Consider the following 23825-nt stretch of genomic DNA (forward strand, 5'->3'; position numbering starts at 1 on the left):
GATTAACCAATTGGCATAATATCGCTAGGTATTGTTAAGCGAGGTCTATCGCTTTTAAGCTCATTTGTGCCATGCCAAATATAGCTAGGAAAAATGATAATTTGTCCACTTTCAGGGCATATCTCGCGATCTATTGATTCTCTTTTTCCTAGATCAAGACATGTTTCTCCTAACTTTAACCAGCCATTTTTAAGTGGATCATTTTTACTCATTTCATCAGGTATAGAAATATAGCTGGGTGCTGACAACCAACCGTGAGGATGAATATGATTGGCATGATATCCTCCATTTTCTAGTTTTACTGACCAGCTGCCTTTGGCAGTAAAGTTTAGGCTATTTCTTGCCGTTAATGGGTGCATACTATCTGCTGGTAAATCATTTAAGTAAGTAGATATACATGACTCCATTGACTGCTTAAATAATGAGAGTAACGTATTTGAGCGATAGAGTAAGTGTCCTTCAGTTTGACTTCCTCTTCGAACACTTTGATCAAGCGGCTCTTGTTCTTTAGTGTGTAAAGTAAGTAATAGTTCCTTGAGTTCCTTCCCAAAAGAGTCAAACGACTTGTAGCCTTTAGGCGTAGGTAGAGCCATTGTTTTAACAAACATATCGTAATTAGTTAACCAATGATATTTATCGTCTTTAGCTAAGCGCCAAGCTGTGGATAAATAAGCCCAGATTTCTTGATTAAAAGGGTTGTGTTTAACTGCAGTGTTTAAGTGTAATATTGCTTTTTTATATTCAAAATTTTCAATACAGTAGTTTGCCAAATCTACACTATATCTTGCTGATTGGGGAGCCTGTGATACAAGCTCATCTAATATAATGAATGCTTTATCACTTTGCCCATGCTTACCTAAAATGATGCCATGAGCATGTTTTATGTCTAAGTTATCAGGGAAGAGCCTAATTGCTTGTGAAGATACATCAAGGGCTTGATTAAAATCTTTAAAATGTAAAAGCTGAGCTAGTTGTGATTGAACTAGTTGTGGGTTTTTAGCATGATTTAAGAATGTACTATTGTAGGAGCTCATAAGGGCTGATTTGTTTGCACGATCCCAGTATAATTTATTTAAACACTCATGCGCAGGTATATAGTTAGGAGCCTGTTCAAGACATCGTTTTAAATACTGCTCACAGAGCTCAAACTTTAGTAAATCATAGTAAGTACAGCCAATCAAAAAGTTAACCTCGGGGCTATACTTGTTCTGCTTATCGCTTAGCATTAAAAATATATCTAAAGCATTGTCGAATTTACCCATATTGCGAAAATTACAAGCACGTTTATATTTAAATAAAAATTGATTTTTTAAATCGGCAGGTAAAGAGAGGTAATAGCTTTCAACTAATTCTAAGTCACCCAAACGTTCTAGTAATTCAAGCTTTAACCAGTGATATCTCTCTTTTAAGGTTTCATCAGATACGGTTTTAGAAAGTTCCTTTTTTGCTTGTAACAACTGGTTGGTTTTGATCAAGCTTTCTATAAAATTCAGAGATACCTTTTCGCTTTGTGCCAAATACCTTGTGTTTTTTAAAAAGTTTAAACATAACGAATGTTTAGCAGTTCTGCACAGCAAGTTTGTATAGTTTTCAATTAGAGGGAGGGATGAAGGAAACTTATTTACTGCGTAAGAATATGTTTGTTCGGCATTTTCATTTTGGTTAAGTGCGCTATATGTAGCGGCAAGTAAAATATACCAATCAACAGTTTTAATATCACATTTGTTTAAAAAAAGAATAGCTTGGTTATATTGGCGTGAATTATAAGCAGCGAGCGCAGAGTTAAGAAAGTTAGACATAAAACACCCTATTTTTCGTACCATGTTAACAGGGTGTTTTTTAAAGTTAAATAATAAAATTTATTAAAGGTCTTTTATTTTTACAGAGCCACTATTATCAGTTTCTTTTAGCTTGAGAGCTCTAATTTTTTCGAGCATTTCTGGAGAAAAGCGGCCAAAGTTCATCGTTTTCTCCGAAATAGAATTAGATAAAAAGCTTATGTTAACAGCACCTAGTCCTGAACCTGCGCCATCAGCTCCTATTGGTTTTGATGAGTTATTTGCAACAGCATTGAGCATGGCTGCAGGGTTTGTTGACGCTGCGCCACCAAACTTTCGCTCTGTGCCATAAATATCAGTGATTCTCCAATCTTCAATACCTATTTTAAAGCTCTTAGCATATTTTATATCAGAGCTCATTGGCGGGTTTGCATAGTCTTTTAGGTGCTCTCGTAAATCTTTCTCGAAGTTTTCGAATAATGGTTTAACTTGCTCATAGTACTTAGAGGCATAAAGGCGATTTTTTCGCTTGATACTAGTTCCTCTATTTGAATTGACGAATTCTTCAGCGTTTTCAACTAATTGATGATAAACCTTGTTTCCTTTATATGCTTCGGCACGAATGTTAGGACTTCCTATATTTCCTTGATAAAACCCATACATAACTATTGGTTTTTTTATACCAAACTTTTTAAAAACAATATTTTGTTGTATGTCGTTTAAAGAAAGTTTATGGCCAGCAACATTTAAAAACTCATCCTTTAAAATTGAATTGCTGCCAAAGAGTAAATCTTCTGTATCGCGAATAGGATAGTGTGTGATTAGTTTTTCTAACATGGCTGTATTGTAAAGGTTTAACCAATAAGCAAGTTGCTCATCAAGGCTGAGTTCGTTAAGTGAGATTTCATTTGGCAGACTTTCTAGGCTAACTCTAATCTTATAAAAACCGTCTTTAATCTCTGATTTTGTTACTTCTTCAAAGAAGAAACGATTTGCTTCTAATGCTGTGTCGTTATTTTTATGCGACTTCATTCTTGTACCGATGGAGGCTTGAGAATTTAGTTTGGAACGATCTGATGCTCCAGTATCAATTACAGTAAAACTTAGAAGAGTATCTAAGTCATCATATGAGACAGTAATATCTCTATTTAAACTAAAATCTGAAAATTCTTCCGGAAGTTCTTTTAAGTCAGCGAAAGCCGAGAATGAGATAGTGAGTATTAAAATACATACGAGGTGAGTTTTCATAGCAATTCCTTTGTTTGTTAGGAACACCATAATCTACAAATGTTAATTCACTTTCAAGGTTTGTTTACATTTAATTTCATTTTATTAGCATGACTACAAAAAGTGGAATATTGCTCTTTAGTTAATGGTGATAATATCGCAATGTGTTAGTTTTTTGTTTCTTTAAGTTGTTGTAAATTAATGTGTTTTTTCGTTGTCAAAGTGTTGACCTTTTGCTCGAGTTGGGCCTACTATTCAAACCGAAATAGGTACTGTGATTAATTGCAGACCGTTTTGAAAACAAAATAATTAAAAAATATTCTAGGGGTAATCCAATGTTAAATAATAAAATCTCGAAAGCGGTTCGCTTAGCGATAGCTTTTGGCGCGGCATCTACCGCAGCTTTTTCTGTAAGCTCTATGGCTGCGGAAAAAGAAAAAGTTGAACGTATAGAAGTAACTGGATCTCGCATTAAACAAGTTGATATGGAAACATCATCACCAGTAACTGTTATTACAGCTGCAGATCTACAATTATCAGGTGAAGCATCAGTTGCTGATGTTTTAAATAACACTTCTGTAAATAGCTTTGGTTCTTGGCGTGGTATGTCAGGTTACGGTAACGGTGCTGCAGCAACAAGTAATATAAACATGCGTGGCCTTGGGGCTGAGTACACATTAGTGTTACTTGATGGTCGCCGTATGCCTGGTACAAGTTCTTCTTCAGGCGCAGCTGCGGATACTTCTCGTATTCCAATGGCGATCGTAGAAAGAATTGAGATTCTTCGCGAAGGTGCTTCTGCTGTATATGGCTCAGATGCTGTTGCAGGTGTTATTAATATTATTACAAAAAAAGATTTTAACGGATTAAGTTTTTCATATGATACTGAACTACCTAGTGCTGAAGGTGGTGATACAAATCGTTTTAACGTAAGTACAGGTTACTCTGGTGAGAAGGGTAATATTACATTAACTTATGAATATTATGATGCTGAATCAGTATTCGATAGAGATATTTGGAAATTAAATGATGAGACTTATGCTGATTATTCGTCATTTAGCTCAGTTCCAAATGGTAATGGTGCTAGTGGTTGGGTTACAAGCCCTACTATGTGTGCAGAATCAAATAACACGGTTGATGGAGGCACTCGTTGTTTATATAACTATGGTGCAGTAACCAAGTTATTTGGTGATACTACTCAGAACTCAATGCTTTCAAATTTCAATTATGAATTCACTGATAACTTAAAGTTCCGCGGTCGCGCGAGTGCATCACTTTCTGAAACTGATTCTCGCTATGCAGGTACACCAGTATCTACAAACCAACCAACTATGTTGGCTGATAATCCTCTAAACCCTGTAGGCGAAGATTTAACTCTATACATGCGCTCAGCTAACATTGGTGAGCGAGATACTCGTACTGAAATTAATAGTATTGATTTCTTGGGTGGTTTAGTCGGTTTTGTAGATGTTGCAAATGGTATTGACTGGGAATTTAATGTACAACACAGCCGTTCTACAACTAATTCATTTAATACAAACCTTATAAATGATGATGTTGTTCAAAAGCTAGTTGATAGTGGTGAGTATGATATATTTAACACATCAGGAATGAGCTTTGCTGACTGGGATAGCAGCATGAAGGATTTGTATGGTCAAGCTGCTCATACAGGTGTGTATCAAGCTCGTTTTACAAGTACTCAATTTGATTCGGTAGCATCTACATTATTGTTTGATAATGGTGATGTTTCTATTGCTGGTGTAGTTGGTGCTGAATTTGAGCAAGTAGAATTTGAACAAATGAGCGACCCTCAATCGGCCTCTGGTCGAGTGTCAGGTGGTTCAGGTGGTGATGATGTTAATGCAGAGCGTGACAGAACATCTGTATATTCAGAGCTACAAGTAAACTTACCATACAATGTTGATATTAAAGCAGCTGTTCGATATGACAAATACGAGCAAGAAGGTGACGTTGGTTCACAATTTGTATCAGGAACATTCGATAACGTTGCCCCTCAAATTGGTGTTGCATGGCGTCCTTCTGATGCGCTATTAGTTCGAGCTAGCTGGGGTGAATCGTTCCGTGCACCTAACATGGGCGAAATGTTCTCTAGTCAGGCATTAAGCTTCGAAAAAGCTTACGATACAATTTGGTGTGATACGCAAGGCAATGCAGGTTCTGATGCTATTTACTGTAACCCAAATGCTTCACAGCAACATAAGACTTGGTTTGGTGGTAATCCAGATCTTGAGCCAGAAGAAGGTGAATCATTTACAACAGGTTTTGTTTGGAATGTAACAGATGACTTATCTGTAGAGCTTTCTTACTATAATATTAAGTTAGAAAACAGAATTGCAGCTGTAAGTGTTGAGCGCCTATTAAAAGACGAGCAAGACAATGGTTCTAACCCGGCAGTAGTTCGCGATCCAAACACAGGTCGTATTGATGTAATGTACAGCTTTGACCAAAATATGGCGAGTTTAGAAACATCAGGTTTTGATTTTAAAACAGCTTATATGTTTGAGTCTAGCATTGGTAATTTCGCTCTTAAAGGTGAGCTAAGTTATGTAAGCGACTTTGAAGAAGTAACAGAAAAAGGCGCTGATGCGTTTGATTATGCTGGTCTGCAAGAGTACCCAGAGCTTCGTGGTAATGTTACCTTTGATTGGACAAATGATGCATTTGGTGCAGCATGGACTACATACTACATAGGCGACCAAGACTCAGGTAATGAAGAGTATGGTGTAACATATTTAGCTGATATTCCAAGCTATATTAAACACAATATCCAAGTATCATATAACCATGAATGGAATGGTAAGTTTGTATTAGGTGTGAACAATGTGTTTGATAAAGAAGCACCACAGCTAAACGATGGCACTAGAGGTTACCGTGACGCTTCAACATCATTATATGATGTTTTAGGCCGAGCTGTATTTTTAAAAGTTGAACAAAACTTCTAAGAATCGTTTATAGATTATGTTTCGTCTTTAATACGTTGACGATTATAATAAAAGGTCAGTTGCTTATGCTTCTGACCTTTTTACATTTGGTTTGCTATTTTATCTTCAAAATTTAGATTATGGGTTGTATGTACTTACTGACCCACTTAATTTTTAAGTTTGTTACCTTGTAATTTCCGATGATATTCACCTGACACTAAGAATAGATAATGTGGCTTTCTTAATTGAGTCGAAGTAATGATATTTGCAAATTACATATAAGTTCTTAGCTGCTTTATTGTACTGAAAGCTGGGATTTATTATTCAACGGATTAGTAGTGTTTTTTATCGACTATATGTTTTTATAAAATGAAGTTCCCTTATACATCGACAATTTATATTAAATTATTCCTAATTTAATAAGGTAAGACTAATAGCGTATATTTAATAGAGAGATTATTTAGTTTATATCTTGTAATAGTCATTCCTGAGAAATAGCCTTATACTAAAAAAGAATATTTAAATAATTCCAATCACACAATTTAGCGAGATATAGATGAAAGAAGTCCGATCTTTTATTAAAACAGCATCATTAACAGAGCTTGAAAAAGCTCAACAGCTTATCAATGATGCAATTTCAAAATATACCCAGCAGCAAAAAGCGAAACAGGAAGTTTTGGATCTTTTAAAAGAAAAAGGACTTACGCTAGAAGATTTACAAGATGGAGCATCAGACAAGCGCACTAAAGTTAAGCCTAAGTACCGCATGGAACTTAATGGTGAGACTATTGAATGGACTGGCCGTGGCCGTCGTCCTAAAGCGTTTGAAGGTGTTGAGCTTGAAAAGTTTTTAGCTTAAAGCTAAATATAAGAGAAGCTTCGGCTTCTCTTTTTTGTTTACCCCTCAATAAAATATAATTAAAGTTTAAAACTCCCAGCTATTATTTGCTAAAATCTCTTCACTCGAACCTATTTGTTTACCCATGAGCTATAAACTAAGACCTTACCAACAAGAAGCCGTAGAACGCACCGTTTTACACTTTAGAAAGAGTAATGATCCTGCCGTTATTGTACTACCAACCGGCGCAGGTAAGAGTTTGGTTATTGCTGAACTTGCGCGTATAGCTAAGCAAAAAATATTAGTGCTTGCTCATGTAAAAGAGCTGGTAGAGCAAAATTCGCAAAAATATAAAAGTTTTGGTTTAGAGGCGAGTATATTTTCAGCAGGCTTAAAAGAAAAATCATTAAACCATCAAGTAACCTTTGCCAGTGTGCAATCACTTTCTCGTAATTTAAATAAATTAAATGAGCATTATTCATTACTTATTATTGATGAATGCCACAGGGTAAATGGGGATAAAAAAAGTCAGTACGGTAAAGTAATAAACAGTTTAAAAGAGTATAACCCTCAGTTAAAAGTATTGGGTTTAACAGCAACACCTTATCGGTTAGGAATGGGGTGGATATACCACCACCATTATCATGGTTTTGTTAAGGGTACTCAAGAAAGCCCGTTTAAAAGTTGTATTTTTGAATTGCCGCTCAGGTATATGATCAAACATAATTATTTAACGCCGCCTAACGAAGTTGATGCAGCAATTAGCCATTATGATTTTTCGTCCTTAGATAGCAATGCATTTGGGCAATATACGACTGATGACATGAATGCGCTTTTAAAAAACAGTGAGCGCGCAACGCAGGCTATATTACAGCAAGTAATTCAATACAGTGAAGAGCGCGAAGGGGTTATGGTTTTTGCCGCCACGGTAATGCATGCCCAGGAAATATTAAGCTACTTGCCAGCTCATCAAAGTGCACTAATCACAGGTGATACGCCAAACACTGAGCGCGATAAAATCATTAAGCAATTTAAAGCTAAGCAATTAAAGTATCTAGTTAATATATCGGTACTAACAACCGGCTTTGATGCGCCACATGTCGACTTTATAGCTATTTTAAGACCTACAGAATCAGTTAGTTTATATCAACAAATTGTGGGGCGAGGTTTAAGGTTATCTGAATCAAAAACGGATTGCTTAGTAATAGATTATGCTGGCAATGGTTTTAATTTATTTCACCCAGAAGTAGGTGATAAAAAAGGCGATAGTGATAATGAACCTGTGCAGGTACTTTGCCCAGGTTGTGGGTTTGCGAATATATTTTGGGGTAAAACAGACTCCACTGGCAAAGTAATAGAGCACTTTGGCAGGCGTTGCCAAGGCCTGTTAGAAGATGATGATGGGCATAAAGAGCAGTGCGATTATCGTTTTAGGTTTAAAGAATGTGAGCAGTGCGGTGCCCAAAATGATATTGCTGCACGTAAATGCCATGATTGCGGCGCGGTAATGGCCGACCCTGATGATAAGTTACGCAATGCATTAAACTTAAAAGACGCACTTGTGCTTCGATGTAGTGGGTTATCGGTAACTCTAATTAAAGATGAACTTATTAAAGTAACGTATTTTGATGAAGATGGCGCAAGTTGCGATGAAGTGTATAACCTCGCAAATAAGGGCGGGCAATTTATATTTAATAAGCAATTTGGTCTACGAGTAGGACTTGGACAAACACCCATTAATTTTAAAACTGCAGCGCAAGTAGTAAACGCACAATTTGAATTAGTACCACCGGATTTTGTTATTGCACGAAAAAGCAAAAAGTATGGTTGGAAAGTGGCTGATAAGCTATTTGACTATAAAGGCAATTTTAGGAAGGCAAATCAGTTAAGCCGCTAAGCTTAACTGATAGAGTACATTGAACTAATACAATTAAAAGGCAACTAAGCCTCGTCACCGTCCATTAATCCCCAGCCATCACCGTATCCATTAAAGCTATTAGCAATACTTTCAATGTATTGCTCTGCTTGTCCTAGAAGGGTGTGCTCTGGCACCATTTGTACTTGAGTGATAACTTCCCAAACGCCAGTGTCTTTACATTTTTCAAGCTCAGCATTTTGAACTAATGCATCAGAGACTATTTCTTTAGCAAATTTTTCAGCATCGGCTTCTTGTTCAAATAAAATAAAAAAATCGACTTGGTGCATTTTATTTAAATCAACGCCAGCAGCGGCTATTTCGGCTAAAAGTTGGCCGTTATCATCATCAGGGAATTGCATTAAAAACTCATTTAAAATTAATTTTTTATTCGTAGGCACTATTGTAACTAAAATATTGTCTTCACGCGTACTAATTTTAATTATGCTGATACTTATTCAAAGTTAAATTTACGCGTTAGATTGTCATTAAGTTAATGTGTTGCTCATTATGGCTATGCTAATATGCGCGTAATCAGCCAGTTTTATGTAAGATATTAAAAGTAAGGATATTTACTTGTTTATTAAGTTTTTACGTTGCATATGTGTTGTGAGTGCTTTAATTGCGACAAATAGCTATGCGGCAGAAAAAGTCATAGAAGATTACGAAATTAAAGGGTTAAGTGGTGATTTAGAAAATAACGTAGCCCTTTATCTCAAGCAATTAATTGGTGAAAAACCAACCCGTACACTTCGTCGTTATGCCCAAAAGCAAGTACAAAATAGCATTAAAGCACTTGGTTATTATAGCCCGACCGTCGAGGTTATTTATGATAAAGACGATAGCGAGTTAATTGTTAAAGTTGAGCGAGGTCCTGCAACTCGCATAGAAGCAATTAATATTACGCTAAACGGCGATGGCCAAAATGATACTCAATTACAGGCATTAATTAAAAATACCAACTTAAAACAAGGTGATGTTTTAAATCATGGTAGATATGACTCTGCTCATAAAAAAATAGAATCTATGCTATTGGAGCTTGGCTATTTCGATGCAAAGTGGCCAGCGCGCAAATTAGAAGTGTCACTTAAGAAAAATAGTGCTGTTATTACTTTTGTAATTGATACTGGGGTTAGATATCAGTTTGGCGATATAAAAATTGCCAGTAATACGCCTGCTGAAAAATACATACGCTCGCTTGCGCCTTTTACTCAGGGTCAACCTTATAAATCAACACATATTGCTGACTATAATTTGGATTTATCAAGCACCCCTTATTTTGCAAGCGTGCGAGTTTACGCCGATATTGCTGCGCGTAAAAATGGCCAAGTACCTATTAAGGTAGATGTGTTGCACAAGCCTGCAAATAGCTATGAAATTGGCGGCGGTTTTAGTACTGACTTAGGGCCCAAAGTGCGTTTTAAATGGAGTAAACCGTGGATCACAGAAGACGGCCATTATCTCGAAACTAATTTAAATGTGGCGCAAAGGCAGCAAGATATTTCCATGGCTTATACCATTCCAGTTGATGATCCGAATGATGATTTATGGCGTTTTTCTGCTGGTTATAAATTAGAAGATGAGCTCACAAACGACACTTACAGTGAAATATTAACTGGGCAGGTTCAGCGCCAATGGTTAACCGAACATAAGTGGGTGCGTACTGCATTTTTACGCCGCGACCAAGAAACCTACCGCATCGGTGATGAAGAGGAAGAAAGCACAGAAATGTTAATGCCGGGCATTAGCTACGCCCGCAAAAAATCAAAAGGCGGCACGACTCCATACTGGGGAGAGCAGTGGCTTATATCTGCTGAGTTTGGCTTAGATGATGTACTTTCGAGTACTAATCTGATTAGGGTTCAAATGCAACATGCGTGGTTACGTACTTACTTAGATAAGCATTTAGTGTTTTTAAAAGCAAATGTTGGTGCAATGCTTGTTGATGATATTGAAAACGTACCTTACTCACTGCGTTTTTACGCAGGTGGCGATCAAAGTGTTCGTGGTTTTGCGTACCAATCAATATCGCCGGAAAATGATGATGGCGATCTCATCGGTGGTAAATACTTACTAACCAGTACAATAGAGTACAACTATCAGTTTGCTCAAAACTGGCGCGCAGCTTTATTTGTTGACGGTGGTACTGCGACGAATGATTTTTCTGATGATTTTGAAGTAGGCGCTGGTTTTGGTTTTCGCTATTTAACACCTGTTGGCCCAGTGCGTATAGACCACGCTTGGGGATTAACAAAAGAAAGTAAAAGCACACGTTTAAGTATTACCATAGGGCCAGAAATTTAATGTCAGTATTAAAAAAGATAACAGCCGCCGTAAGTGCTATTTTTGTCACGTTAGTTGTCGCACTATTTTGTTTGTTATTTACCGCACCCGGTAATCAATTTATTGCTTATAGTGCAAACAAAGCGGTAGATGGACTACATATTGAAATTAAAAATGGCCGTTTTATTTATAATGATGCCTTTAATGTGCGCTTTACTAGCAACGGATTTGACTTTAATGCACAACAATTGAAAATTGATTTGTTTTGGTGGCAGTGCGATGGAATTTGTATAGATAACTTAAGTGCTAAATCTATAAATTTAACATTACCAAAAACTGCAGAGTCACAAGAAGAAGCCGCGGCAGAGCCGCTTGAAAAAATCAGCTTACCTTTTAATATTGCTGTAAAAAACATTGCGTTCAATAAATTTACGCTAGAGCATCCAAGTGCAAACGTAAGCGTTAATAACTTTAAACTCTCAGCAAAAGCAGAGGGTTCAAAGCTGACGGTTAAAAGCCTGAATATTCCCACCATACTTGTTGCTTTAAAAGAGCAAGAACAAGATGCGAAAACACAAATGGCGCAAAATACTCAAGCGCCTTTAACGCAGCTACCCGCACTGCCTAATATAGAATTTACTTCACCACTTGATTTAGTTGTTGAAGACTTTGAAATAGCTAACATTACGATTGAGCAAAACGAAGCCCAGCATGTTATTGAAAACATCTCGCTGCAATTAAGTGTGGAAGATGCGGTTATTAATTTAGAGTCATTCTCAGCAAAGTATGAGCAGTGGCAGCTTAATACGCACCTTAATGCTGAGCTTGCAGGAAATTTGCCCATAAAAGGGAATGTTGTTTTACAAAGTGATGAGCACCAAGCCAATTTGCAGTTGAATGGCGACTTATCAAATCTAAACTTAAATTTAGAAACGCAGGGACAATATCCGCTTAGTTTAACGGCAACGGCAAATTTAAAGCAAAAAAACTATCCGTTTGAGTTAAATGGCAAAATTAAACAGTGGCTTATTGATGCACAAAGTAATGAGCTTAAAGTGCGAAATGTAAGCCTCAATGCACAAGGTAATGCCGACGATTACCAGCTTAGCCTGCAGGGGAATAGCCAATTAGGCGCGTACCCAGCTGTTGACTTAAATACCCAATTAAAAGGCAGTCTCACCAAAGCAACTTTACAAGCGCTAAGCATTAAGGCGAACGAAAGCAGTGCAACTATACAAGCCAATGTTGATTGGCAAAAAGGCATACAGGCTAACTTTAATGGCACGCTTGCTAACTTAAAAGCGCAGTACTTAACTGATGCCGCTACCAGTGATATTTCAGGACAGTTTAAAGGCTCGTTTAATGCAGCTGACGACAAGTGGCAGCTACAAATGAATAATACAAAGTTAAACGGATTACTTAACGACGTGCCACTAGAATTTGCCTCAAACTTTAAGCTCGACAACACGTTAAAAGCTAATATTGATAGTTTTTATTTAAGTAGCGGCACCAATAAATTAGCACTAAGCGGGCAAGTTGATGACACTTGGCAGGTTGATGGCAAAGTAACGCTTAAAAGTGATGAAAAAGCTAATATTCCATTTACTGCTGATGGCAACGCAAATTTAAAAGTGAGAGGGGAAAGGTTAACGCCCTCTGTTGATTTAGCGCTAATACTCGAACGCTTTATTTTTGATGAAATAAACATTAATAAATTATCAGTAAAAGGGCAGTTAGATACCGCAGCCGATTGGCAAACCGATGTTTCGGTAAGTGTTGGTTCGGCGCTTGTAGCCGAACAGCAAATTAATAGCGTTAAAATTGATATTAGCGGCGACAAAACAGATCACCAACTTACGGCATCTGTAGATGCTGAGCAAGGCAGTGTAGAGTTTGAAGTTAATGGCAAAATTAATAATACCACTTGGAATGGCGAGCTTAGTAATGTAACGCTCAGCGATAAAAAGCTTAGTTTTAGTAATACTAAAAATATTGCCATTATGGTTAATACGCAAAGTGGCGACTTTGATGTAAGTGCACATTGTTGGGCATCTGAGCAAAGTAAATTGTGCATAGACACCTTAGCCCAATCAAAAAACCTCGGTCAGCTAAATGCTAAACTAAGCAATTTAGCTCTTGAGGAGCTTAAGCACTTTTTACCTAATAGCATTCGTACTCGCGGTAATATGACTGGCGATGTAGCACTTAATTGGCAAAGTGGTGCGCTTAAAACATTACGCGCAAATATCGATTCTAGCGACTTAGAAGCGGTGCTTACCTCGGAAGAAGATCGTTTTAAATTACCAATCGAAACTCTAACTGTTAGTGCATTTTCGGACTCTCAAGTTGGCAAGCTTGAAGCTAATTTAGAATCAAGTGTGCTTGGTAAAATAAACACACAAATTGATATTGACGACATACAAAATACGCAAGCGCTTAACGGCACTATTAATATTGATAAAATACTCCTTTCAGACTTACAACCATTTCTTGAAACCCTCGAGCAGTTAAAAGGTGATATTAGCGGAAAAGTCGCGTTAGCAGGTACGTTAAAAGATCCATTATTAAATGGCGAGCTTAATGTGAGCGATATTAGTTTAGAGGGCGAGCAATTGCCTATAGCGCTGCAAAAATCAAATATAAACGTATTGTTTGATAAAACAACAGCCACAATAAAAGGCAACTTAAACGACAATCAGGGCGGTAAAATAAATCTCACCGGTGACGTTGATTGGCAAGGTGCGCAACCTGCTGTAAATGTGGCGGTAGTTGGCGATCAGTTTTATGTACGCGCGCAGCAAGGGGTTACTTTTAAAGTATCGCCGGATTTAAAAATAGGCTTGGCTAATAATGCACTCAAGCTTGCTGGTGAGGTAGTTGTGCCTTACGGTCGTATAATGATTGAAGAGCTTCCTGAGGGCGCAGTGCAAGTTAGCGATGATGAAATTATTGTTGATCAAAAAACCGAGGCCACCGAAACAGTTCCGTTTGATTACGACATAGATTTAAAAGTGATTGTTAAAAACGATGTAAAAGTAGAATCGTTTGGCTTGGAATCAAAAGTTGCGGGTGATTTAGCGATAAAAATGAGTCAAGGTGCACCAATTATAGCCACAGGTGAGCTTAACTTAATTGAAGGTACTTACTTAGCCTTTGGGCAAGATTTAATAATCAGCACCGGGCAAGTAGGTTTTAGCGGTTCAATTGAACAACCATTTTTAAATATTAAAGCAATACGTAACCCCGATACGACTGCAAATGGTGTCATTGCAGGGGTTACGCTTACGGGTAATGTTGAACAACCAACGCTTAAAATATTTTCTGAGCCTGCGATGGATCAAGCACAAGCACTCGCATATTTACTTAATGGCCAACCTTTAGGCGATGGAGAAAGTTCGTCAAGCGATGCTATGCTCACACAGTTATTACTTTCTCAAGGGGTTAGCCGCAGCGAAGGGGTTGTTTCTAAGGTAGGTGAAACCTTTGGGTTGTCAGATGTAAGTTTAAGCTCATCAGGTAGTGGTGATAGTACCAAAGTAGAAATATCAGGATACGTAGCACCCAGCTTACAAGTTAAATATAGCGTGGGTGTATTTGATTCGCTCAGTGAAGTGGCTGTGCGTTATCAGTTACTTTCACAGTTATACATAGAAATAACAAGCGGCCTATATCAAAATGTTGATGTGCTATATAAGTTTGATTGGGAATAACCAAAACTATAATAATTATAAGGATATAAGCGATGAAAAAAATTATATTGCCAGCTCTGCTTAGTGTTTTATTGAGCGGTTGTGCTCAACAACTAGGTGATGATTTTGCTAAACAAGAGCTACCTTTATTGAGCGCGAGTGAGGTAATTGCTAGTGCAACAGATAATGACTGGCGAGTAGTGGATGCTCAAAATATTTTAAAGGTAACGCTGCCAACGGGCGATGCGTATATTGAACTTAATGAACAGCTTGCCCCAAAGCACGCTCAAAACATTAAAAAATTAGCACGAGAAGGGTTTTATAAAAACACCAGCGTTTATCGGTTTGTTGAGGGTTTTGTAGCGCAAGGTGGCGACAGCTCGGGTAAAAAGTTAATTAAAATGGCAGATAAAACAGTCCTTGCTGAGTTTTATTTAACAACAAACAAACCACTTTTAATTACTGAGCTAAATGGCGACGGATATGCACCAGTTACTGGTTTTTTAAACGGCTTTGCAGTAGCTCAAAACTCAGCACATACGCAAACATGGCAAGTGCATTGTAGTGGCGTGTTTGCCATGGCGCGCGATAACGATATAAATAGTGCGAGTACGGAGTTTTTTGTAACAATAGGGCAAGGCCCGCGCTACCTTGATAAAAATATTACGGTGTTTGGTCGAGTGCTCGAAGGTATAGAGCATTTTAACCGTTTAGCGCGTACACCAACTGAAGGTAAAGTATTTAACCCAATTACCAATATACAAGTTCTTGGCGATATACAAAGCGATAAAAGTATATTTAAAGTGATGAAAACAAACTCACCGGTGTTTAAAAACTTAATAAATGCTCGTAAAAACCGTGTTGAACCATGGTTTGTTAAAGCACATAACTACGTTGACGTGTGTGGTATGCCCATACCCACTAAGCGCGAAGTTATACCAATTCCAATAAATAGCTGATCTATTTTACTTGCTAAAACAACCCATTTCTTTGTTGTAAATTTCGCAAAGGGAACAACCATTTACATCAATTTACGCCTAGAACTGAATTGTTTTTTTCGGCGTAAAATTTAGATCACATACTTAATGGAATTGGTATTAATTAAAAAATGTAAAAAGGAGCCTAGGCTCCTTTTTTAATACTCATATTCCAGTTTAAAATAACCTACTGACGATTAATTTTAACTGCAAATGGCGTATCGTTATAATGCGTAGAGCGATACGGGTTTATATCAAGCCCACCGCGACGAGTATAACGCGCGTAAACCTCTAACTCTTTAATATTAAGTTGTGTTGTTAAATCGCTATAAATACGCTCAACACACTGCTCATGAAATTCGTTATGCGTTCTGAACGAAATTAAATAACGCAATAACGATTCGCGACATATTTGCTCGCCTGTGTATCGTATAATGACACTTGCCCAGTCAGGCTGGGAGGTAATTAAACAGTTCGACTTAAGTAAGTGGCTGTAGAGCGTTTCAGTAACTACTTCATCACTTTTTGCTTTAAGTGAATTAGCATCAATATCGTAATTATTAATCTCAATATCTAAATCATCAATACATTCACCTGGCAGCGCTGTACACGGTAAGCAATTGTAATCATCAGGATTATATAAAGTCACTTTGACAGGGCTGTTAACCGCGTTTGATAAATCATCAATTAAATGCTGTTTTACTACATCAATGCTTTCAAATCGGGTTTGGTTAAAGCTATTTAAATAAAGTTTAAACGACTTTGACTCAATAATATGGCTGCTTTGGCATTCAAAGGTAAATAAGGCCACGGCAACTTGCGGTTTACCTTTATTGTTTAGCCATGAAAGCTCGTAACCTGTCCAAATGTCTTGGCCTTTAAATGGAAGCTCTGCTTCGTCAATATTTAAAGCATCACGATTTAGTTTGCGCGCAATAGGGAAAAGCAAGCTTGGCGTGTACACATCTACATACTCAGTAGATTGGCCTAATACGCTACCTTTAAGGTCTGGAGAATTGCTGTAATCTGTCATGTTTGCTCTTAAATAGTTACAATAGGGACATTATATCTAATTTAAATGAGTTTCACAGTATGTCTGTTGCATTGCTTATAGAACAACTTCATCAAACATTTAGCGAAAATACCCTTAAAAACACTACAAAGTACCCACTTATTGCGCACGACGAGCAATGGCCAAGCCCATGTGAAGTTGGTGAGGTTGACGAGCAAGGAAACATTCAATGGCAGGGGGCGCGTCAGCGACCTGCAGGTTCGCTTAATGATTTAGCCAGTGCACTAGGACTTGAGTTTCCAAAAGCGCTTAGCGAGCTATACGGACATATGTACGGTGGAAGTATTTTAGCAAGTATTGATGGGCATCAGGTTGAATTACTACAAGCATGGAACGAAGAAGACTTTAATTTGCTACAGCAAAATATAACGGGCCACGTTTTAATGAAACGCAAGCTCAAGCAACCAGAAACAGTATTTATTGGTTTAACAGATCAAGATGATTTACTAGTAAGTGTATTGGTGCACACTGGTGAAGTATGTTTAGAGTTTGTCGGCAAAAAAACACACCATGTACTTGCACCTAACATTAATGCTTTTTTAAAGGCATTAGAGGTTTAAAACGTATTTAATAAATCAGCTTAGCGTCATCACTAATCTGATTTTTAGAGCCATTACTAGGGCGTGTTGACCTTTCGTGGTTGATTTTGCAGCTGTATGTTTGGTTTTTAGGCAAGGCAGAGCCTATGTAGTGTAGTTACTCCCCATAAATAGGCGATAACGAAGCATAAATGCCAAACATGCGCTGCCCTTTGGGTTCTTTCTAGGGACGGTTTACTCTTTGTTGCTCGGTTTTTACTTATTCTTACATGGATGTAAGCCAGTAGGGTAACGCAGGAGCAGTTACCGAGCCCACTAGGTTACAAACCTCGCGCCGCGATTAAATCGTCCCAAGATTGAACAAATTTCAATTCACAAAGGTCAACACGCCCTAATGGTTACTGAAAATCCCACGATATATTAGACACTAAGCCACATGGCTCACACCTAAAGTCGAATAACCCAAACCACGATTCAGGTAATTTCCAGTCGCCATTACAACTAGGGCACTTTCGTTCAAGTTCAGACGCTTTATCTACGCCGCCTACACGGTATAAATAATAATAGGTTGGCTTTTTAGTTAAAAAACTAATTCGCTTTGTTATGTCTTTTCCGCGTCTGTATAAGTCGCTTTGAATACTCGATATTTCTTCAAGCGCCGGAAACTCACAACGGGTTGCGCCATTAATTTGGATTTGATCGCAGGCTTGCCAATCTTCTTGCCATTTTATAAGCGTTTTATAGTCACCATTAGCAATTGCCGGAATACGAAATAGCGGCACAGGCAAAAAGTCATCACCACAATAAAGCGGACTGCACGTATGCACATAGGTTGTATATAAAATATAACTTGATGGTTCTTTGCAGCAATCAGCGCCGTTGGAGTGAATATCTTGTCCAATCACTTTTACTTTTGGCGCAAGTAGCCCAGCACTATGTAACTTTTCGATACTGTGCTTAACAAACGGGCTGTTATTTAGCGGGTGCATTGCATCTTCAGTAGGGCACATTACGCGGGTAATAAAAAATCCATCTTTTAAAACGGTTGGAAATTCTTCCCCCATTATTTGACCATTAAAACGCAGTGCATTTACTAAGCGATTTATTGCTTGTTCGGCTTGTTCTAGGGTAGTGTCTTGGTAGCAATCAAAAGTTAAATCAACAACGAACATTTATAGTCTCAAATTATTCTTGTTCTAGCAGCGCAAGAAGTTTATCGAGTTTTTGCTCAATTCTATCTAATTGACTTGTTTTAAGCTCAGTATTATCTGACTGCTGTGGGTTTCTCATGAAGTTATTAATTGAATCAGGATTGTTTTTATATTGGCTTACTGCTGCAATAATCATTGGCATTGGAACCGGTTGCGCCAAACGGCTTTTAGTTAGTGCTACAGTAGGGGTTTTGCCTTCATCGAGAAGGACTTTGATTGCATCAAATACAACTGAATTCATTAGATATATAACTCTTTAATAAAATAAATACGCAGCATATAAATGCTGCGCAGATGCTATGTTAGCAATAAATAAGGGAGGGTACATTAAATAAAATTACTTACTTTGACGAATGCGTACATCTAACTCGTCAATTACTTCACTCCAATCTCCGTCTTGTGCAAGGGATTCAGCTAAAAAGTGCTGTTGTGCCTCATCCCAAAAAGAAGCTTCTTGGAGTAATGTTGTGTCTTCTAATTCATGTGAGGCAATAAATGCGTCTATTTGCTCATCACTATTTGGTAATCCAAGCTGTGCAAAAAGTGTGTTAATGTCGTGTTTTGTCGTATCCATGATATTGCTCCTTTAAATGAATGAAAATTCATACTAGTACCTAACTGTACCTCCTGCTAGTTAAACTCTCGCTGAATTTACGGTTAATAATTTTAGGTATATAGTTAGGTTTAAAGTTAAACAGCCTATAGCTAAAATAATAAAGGAAATACAATGAGTGTAACCACACCAGCTGATACGTTCAGCGTACAGTATTTAGCTGCAGAAGATATTAGTACTGCAGCGAGCCTAATTTATCAGGCTTATCATGACGATCCTGTATTACTAAACATGCTTAGCTACAATGACGAAAATAAATCAGTTTACGAAAAAAAATTACGATCATTAATTCGCGAAGAGCTCAGTAGTTTTTGGCAAGAAAAACAGCCATTAATTGGTTTATACCGCAACGATAAATTAAAAGCAGTAGCGTGTGTATTTGAATCTAATAGCCAATTACAAGCGCAGCGTTATTGGCACTGGCGTTTAAAATTAATGCTGAGTGCGGGCTACTTACAAACAAATCAATTAATAGATAAAGAACAAACAATTAGAGACGCCCTTAAACAAAAAGGCAATTACTATTTTTTAGCTTTTATTGCCGTAGACCCACACTTTCATGGACAAGGCTTTGGCCGTTACTTACTACGTGGGCTGGATGATTTAGTTAAATGTAACGCTGAGTCAACGGGGATGGCTGTATTTGTAACACGTAAGGAGCACATTGAATTTTTTAAAACTGAAAAGTTTGAAGCTTTTAAACACCTTACTTTTAATCAAGTAGAGGGCGAGTTACTGTTTAAATCAATAATTGAGCCAACTATTTAAAATTATAATGTGAGCCAATGCGCCCAAACGGACATAAGACCGTGAGATATATCTCACATCATCGTAAGCATTGTCACTTAAAGGCTACTAATAAGTAGCCTTTTTTGTTCTAAGTCATTGTTCTGCAGTGTTTATTTTGTTTTTTCATTTTTGTGACGTTTATTTATTTAGTGTTAAGTCCTATTTCTCCCCCCTGATTGCTTTAAACTTCTCTTTGTCAAGACGACATAGCTCAATGATTGAGTTACTGCCAGGGATAAGGAATAGGCAACATAGCAGACGCTAGCAGGAAGCATAAAGGACAAGCTAAAACGGATACAAGGAAGAATAAGGAAGTGCATGAAGCACTTAGTAGCTAGGAGTTACTTTAGGATAATCACGGATGACGCTACAGGAAGTAGCAGGAGCGTTAGTTTACGCAGGACTGCCAAGATGGCAAGTGGACATTGCAGGATGCAAAAAGTGGCAGGAGCTACTTTAAAGGATTACTAGGGATGATGCTACGGGACGTAGCCAAACGATAGATTTCGTGGGTTTGCCAAGATGGCTATGGATATTGCAGGATGCAAAAGTGGCAGGAGCTACTTAAAAGGATTACCAAGGATGATGCTACGGATGTAGCCAAACGATAGATTTCGTGGGTATGCCAAGGTGGCCATGGATATTGCAGGATGCAATGTGAGGGTAAACAAGGTTGTTTACTCGTTCAGGGGATGATAATACGGATTTAAGATAATGGATATCTAGCAGGATGCAGTCCAATTGGGGCGTAACTTTAGTTACGCCTTAGTTTTTTGTGTTGAATTAAATTTATTAATTTAAGACACACACTCTTAAAGTATATTAAGTTTATATTTTATGCGGTGGAACAACCACACTTTTCAAAAACTCATTCTCCATAATTAACACACCTTGATAAGCATTTTCACCGTCGCTTGAAAACTCAAATATAAATTCACTTTTAATGCCTGGCTTGCCGTTCTTTAAAAAACCAAAGCGGCGTTTTGTGCATGCAACACTCATCAACTGCACCTGCAGTTGCTCACTTTGACGTTTAGCATGAACGTTCGCCGCTTCAGCAACCTTTCGGTTAAGCCAAAATAAGTAAATTACACTACCAATAAGTATGAACGTCCATAAACTTGCCATTTAAGAGAATAACCTTCCAATTGCACGCGCGAGGGTTTCGCTACGATTTTCTTTACGTAATAAGCCTAATAAATGCGGGCGAATAGTCGGTATTGCAACTAAGTCAGCAAAAATACTTGGAAACAATTCTTCAATTTTTTGATGATGCGCGCAATTATCCATAAATACATGTAAGCGTTCAGGGTTTTCTAATTGCTTAAAACACCGCCCAGCTATTGTTAGTAAAACGTCAGAGTCGTGCCTCACTGGTGAGCTTAGTACAGTATCGACTAATTGAGCGCATAACCCTTGAGCTTGACCTTTTGAAGCTGATCTTAGTGCTGCGGTTATAGCCACTGTGTCGTTGTTACTAATTGCACCCTGGGTGTAATCAACAAGTAACTCACTCATTGATGTTGGTATTTCAACGTGTTCAAGCATTGCACTGAGTGGTTGTAGTACTTCAATAGGTAAATGCGCCCATGCTTTTTGCAGATTACTTAAGTTTGTATCGCTGTCTAAGCGTAGTGCAAAATCGGCAATACCCTGTAGTGCAACACTTTGCCAATTATCAAAACCAATTTTACCGCTAAAGTACAGTTGTGCATGCTCGTAATACTGCGATGCAGGCTGTTTTAATAGTACTTTTACTTGGGCGTTAAATGCCGCTAATTTATTTGCGTTTGGTGTAAAAACATAAGGGTTATTATCAAGCTTTCCATCGGCTTGTTCGCCTGTGATTTCAGTGCCTAGCGCTTGAATAACCATATCAGCAAAGTGATCGCGACTAGCACTGACAAGCATACTTTGCTCATCAAGTGGAAATTTTAAAAACCATACATACGGTTCTTTACTGGCTTTAGTATCCCAAAATTGAATAGCGAGCCATGCATGACCAGCAAGTGGATAAGGGTAAGGCACTTGAGCTTGTTCAATAGCTAAAAATTGTTTTTTATCAAGCTTAGTAATGTGCCTGCCAATATCAAAAGCACGCCACTGAGTACCCGCACCATCTAAAAGCTGACCTAATGTAGCTATTTGATCACTCATTGTTTTCTCAACTGTTTTTACTGCAAAATTACATTAATTATACGTCATAGCCGCCTATGAGGGAACAGGGTATAATTGCATTACATATATAAAAGAGGGTGGTTATGTACCAGCAAACCCAAACTTATTTAGTGCAGCTAACGGCACTTTTACAAAAACACGCGCTTTGGCAAAGTGAGCCAATAGACGCTGAGGCACTGCTTTCAAATACTCCTTTTTGTCACGATACAATGGCATTTGAGCAGTGGTTACAATTTGTATTTATTGAAAAAATACAGCAATTATTAACACATAGGCAACCACTACCGCGTAACTTTGCTATCGCCCCTATGGCGCAAATGACACTTGTGAATAAAGCCGGAAGCGATGAAATTATTGAATTACTAACAGCCCTTGATACCTTTTTAGGAGAACCAAATGAGTGAGCGTCTAGCGCCTATTGAATATGGCGAGCTGACTATTTTGTATCAAGATGAAAACTATGTGGCAATAAATAAGCCTTCAGGTTTATTAGTGCATCGCTCGTTTTTAGATAAACACGAAACCCAGTTTGCTATGCAAATGTTGCGCGACCAGCTAGGGCAACATGTATTTCCAGTACATAGGCTCGATAGACCTACGTCGGGCGTATTGCTGTTTGCACTGAGCTCTGAAGCAGCTCGTGATATGAACCAGCTATTTATTGAAGGCACCATCGCTAAACGTTATTTAGCCTTAGTGCGCGGCTTTGCGCCAGAGTCAGTATTTCTAGATAAACCGCTTAAAGAAGAACTTGATAAAATAGCCGATAAGTTTGCAGATCAAGACAAAGCACCGCAAGAAGCGCAAACCCAGTTTAATTGCTTGCACCAAGTTGCATTGCCTATTCCTATAGGTAAGTACCCAACAGTGCGTTACTCGTTGGTTGAGTGTTTTCCAAAAACAGGGCGCAAGCATCAAATTCGCAGACACTTAAAGCACTTATCACTGCCTATTATTGGTGATGTAAATCACGGTGATAACCAGCATAATCAATTTTTTAGGGGTCATTTTGAACTAAGACGACTAATGTTATTTGCAACAGAGCTTAGTTTTGTGCACCCTTATAGTAATGAATCAATAACAATTAAGGCGCCACTAGGTGAAGACATGCTTGAAATATGTAAGCAGCTAGGTTGGCCAGAGCAAGAAAAGGATTATTAATGGCACATATTAGTATTTTTGTAGGCAGCGTTAATGGTGGTGCAGAGCGTTTAAGCGATGAAGTTGCAGCCACAATAGAGCAAGCGGGTCATACTGCTACAGTAATTACTGAAGCATCACTTGATGATATAAAAAATGCATCGCATATTTTAATTGTTACCTCCACAACAGGCCAAGGTGATGTACCGAGTAATTTGGCCGGATTGTACTTTGCAATGAATAGCACTTTCCCAATGCTTACCGATAAACCATTTGGTGTAATTGCAATGGGTGACAGATGTTACGGCGATACATTTTGTGGCGCAGGGCGAAGCTTTGACGAGCTACTTCGTGATTTACAAGCAAAGCCTGTGGGCAACCGCCTAGAAATAGATGCATGTGAAGATTTTGAACCGTGGCCGGTAACCGAGCCTTGGTTAAAAGTATGGCTAGAAAAACTACCTGCTTAACCCTTAATTTTAAGGTATTAAAAAAGGAGCGCATGCGCTTAATGCCAGTCAGTTAAGCTGACTGGCATCTTTCTTTTTATGGGGATACTTAGATGGTTTTGGCTTAACCCATCGGGGATATCTTCTATCCTCTCGTCTAGCTGGAAGCTTAAATAAGAGCAGTG

20 protein-coding genes are annotated in these 23825 nt (G+C 38.1%); 11 read left to right on the top strand and 9 right to left on the bottom strand.

The annotated features are described in order from the left end of the window. Window positions 1-2: 2 nt before the first annotated feature. Window positions 3-1799 (bottom strand): putative 2OG-Fe(II) oxygenase, encoded by a 1797-nt coding sequence (locus H5087_RS11065; RefSeq protein WP_182672048.1) that lies wholly within the window; start codon window positions 1797-1799, stop codon window positions 3-5. A gap of 63 nt (window positions 1800-1862) precedes the next feature. Continuing rightward, complete coding sequence (locus H5087_RS11070; RefSeq protein WP_182672049.1) at window positions 1863-3026, bottom strand: DUF547 domain-containing protein; 1164 nt, start codon at window positions 3024-3026, stop codon at window positions 1863-1865. A 314-nt stretch (window positions 3027-3340) separates the two neighbouring features. Between H5087_RS11070 and H5087_RS11075 the strand changes: the two genes are divergently transcribed. The 3 genes from H5087_RS11075 to H5087_RS11085 all read left to right on the top strand — a co-directional run bounded on the left by H5087_RS11075 (window position 3341) and on the right by H5087_RS11085 (window position 8682). Continuing rightward, window positions 3341-5968 (top strand): TonB-dependent receptor, encoded by a 2628-nt coding sequence (locus H5087_RS11075; protein ID WP_182672050.1) that lies wholly within the window; start codon window positions 3341-3343, stop codon window positions 5966-5968. Window positions 5969-6503: 535 nt separating this feature from the next. Continuing rightward, window positions 6504-6806, top strand: coding sequence for an H-NS family nucleoid-associated regulatory protein (locus H5087_RS11080; protein ID WP_002958250.1), 303 nt, complete (start codon window positions 6504-6506; stop codon window positions 6804-6806). A gap of 124 nt (window positions 6807-6930) precedes the next feature. Beyond that, a complete protein-coding gene (locus H5087_RS11085; RefSeq protein WP_182672051.1) occupies window positions 6931-8682 on the top strand; it encodes a DEAD/DEAH box helicase in 1752 nt (583 codons plus the stop codon). 44 nt (window positions 8683-8726) lie between these two features. Here H5087_RS11085 and H5087_RS11090 read toward each other — a convergent pair whose 3' ends face one another. Further along, complete coding sequence (locus H5087_RS11090; protein ID WP_182672052.1) at window positions 8727-9062, bottom strand: ribonuclease E inhibitor RraB; 336 nt, start codon at window positions 9060-9062, stop codon at window positions 8727-8729. Between the two features lie 214 nt (window positions 9063-9276). Here H5087_RS11090 and H5087_RS11095 point away from each other — a divergent pair, with 214 nt between their 5' ends. The 3 genes from H5087_RS11095 to H5087_RS11105 are packed head-to-tail and all read left to right on the top strand — an operon-like array spanning window position 9277 to window position 15631. Next, window positions 9277-11004 carry an autotransporter assembly complex family protein gene (locus H5087_RS11095; protein WP_182672053.1) on the top strand — a complete coding sequence of 576 codons (1728 nt, stop codon included), beginning with the start codon at window positions 9277-9279 and terminating at the stop codon, window positions 11002-11004. After that, entirely contained in the window at window positions 11004-14693 is a 3690-nt protein-coding gene (locus tag H5087_RS11100; protein ID WP_182672054.1) for a translocation/assembly module TamB domain-containing protein, read from the top strand. Before H5087_RS11095 ends, H5087_RS11100 begins: the two co-directional genes overlap by 1 nt. A gap of 32 nt (window positions 14694-14725) precedes the next feature. Continuing rightward, complete coding sequence (locus H5087_RS11105) at window positions 14726-15631, top strand: peptidylprolyl isomerase (RefSeq protein ID WP_182672055.1); 906 nt, start codon at window positions 14726-14728, stop codon at window positions 15629-15631. A 205-nt stretch (window positions 15632-15836) separates the two neighbouring features. Here H5087_RS11105 and queF read toward each other — a convergent pair whose 3' ends face one another. Further along, window positions 15837-16682, bottom strand: a complete 846-nt coding sequence (gene queF / locus H5087_RS11110; RefSeq protein ID WP_039488544.1) for an NADPH-dependent 7-cyano-7-deazaguanine reductase QueF — start codon at window positions 16680-16682, stop codon at window positions 15837-15839. A 59-nt stretch (window positions 16683-16741) separates the two neighbouring features. On the opposite strand from queF, the gene syd reads away from it, so the two are divergent. Continuing rightward, a complete protein-coding gene (syd, locus tag H5087_RS11115; RefSeq protein ID WP_182672056.1) occupies window positions 16742-17281 on the top strand; it encodes a SecY-interacting protein in 540 nt (179 codons plus the stop codon). Window positions 17282-17658: 377 nt separating this feature from the next. On the opposite strand, the gene H5087_RS11120 is transcribed toward syd, so the two are convergent. The 3 genes from H5087_RS11120 to H5087_RS11130 form a co-directional block, all read right to left on the bottom strand. Beyond that, window positions 17659-18432 carry a Zn-ribbon-containing protein gene (locus H5087_RS11120; protein WP_002958242.1) on the bottom strand — a complete coding sequence of 258 codons (774 nt, stop codon included), beginning with the start codon at window positions 18430-18432 and terminating at the stop codon, window positions 17659-17661. Between the two features lie 13 nt (window positions 18433-18445). Beyond that, entirely contained in the window at window positions 18446-18712 is a 267-nt protein-coding gene (locus H5087_RS11125; RefSeq protein ID WP_182672057.1) for a hypothetical protein, read from the bottom strand. 96 nt (window positions 18713-18808) lie between these two features. Further along, window positions 18809-19045, bottom strand: coding sequence for a DUF2789 domain-containing protein (locus H5087_RS11130; RefSeq protein WP_002958240.1), 237 nt, complete (start codon window positions 19043-19045; stop codon window positions 18809-18811). A gap of 153 nt (window positions 19046-19198) precedes the next feature. On the opposite strand from H5087_RS11130, the gene H5087_RS11135 reads away from it, so the two are divergent. Further along, window positions 19199-19852 (top strand): GNAT family N-acetyltransferase, encoded by a 654-nt coding sequence (locus H5087_RS11135; RefSeq protein ID WP_024597670.1) that lies wholly within the window; start codon window positions 19199-19201, stop codon window positions 19850-19852. An 849-nt stretch (window positions 19853-20701) separates the two neighbouring features. Here H5087_RS11135 and H5087_RS11140 read toward each other — a convergent pair. Together H5087_RS11140 and H5087_RS11145 are read right to left on the bottom strand one after the other, a co-directional pair. Then, a complete protein-coding gene (locus H5087_RS11140) occupies window positions 20702-21001 on the bottom strand; it encodes a DUF3301 domain-containing protein (protein WP_002963032.1) in 300 nt (99 codons plus the stop codon). Next, window positions 21002-22030 carry a DUF3549 family protein gene (locus H5087_RS11145; protein ID WP_165744938.1) on the bottom strand — a complete coding sequence of 343 codons (1029 nt, stop codon included), beginning with the start codon at window positions 22028-22030 and terminating at the stop codon, window positions 21002-21004. Between the two features lie 104 nt (window positions 22031-22134). Between H5087_RS11145 and H5087_RS11150 the strand changes: the two genes are divergently transcribed. Genes H5087_RS11150 through H5087_RS11160 form a run of 3 tightly spaced genes read left to right on the top strand, consistent with a single transcriptional unit; the run spans window position 22135 to window position 23661 of the window. Then, on the top strand, window positions 22135-22455 hold the full coding sequence (locus H5087_RS11150) for a YqcC family protein (RefSeq protein WP_182672058.1): 321 nt from the start codon (window positions 22135-22137) through the stop codon (window positions 22453-22455). Next, a complete protein-coding gene (gene truC / locus H5087_RS11155; RefSeq protein WP_182672059.1) occupies window positions 22448-23212 on the top strand; it encodes a tRNA pseudouridine(65) synthase TruC in 765 nt (254 codons plus the stop codon). Before H5087_RS11150 ends, truC begins: the two co-directional genes overlap by 8 nt. Further along, the gene (locus H5087_RS11160; protein ID WP_010553680.1) at window positions 23212-23661 is read left to right on the top strand and encodes a flavodoxin; all 450 of its coding nucleotides are present in this window, start codon (window positions 23212-23214) and stop codon (window positions 23659-23661) included. The genes truC and H5087_RS11160 overlap by 1 nt, the downstream gene beginning before the upstream one ends. Window positions 23662-23825 lie beyond the last annotated feature (164 nt).

It is taken from the genome of Pseudoalteromonas sp. SR43-7 (assembly GCF_014163785.1).
Taxonomy (GTDB): domain Bacteria; phylum Pseudomonadota; class Gammaproteobacteria; order Enterobacterales; family Alteromonadaceae; genus Pseudoalteromonas; species Pseudoalteromonas distincta.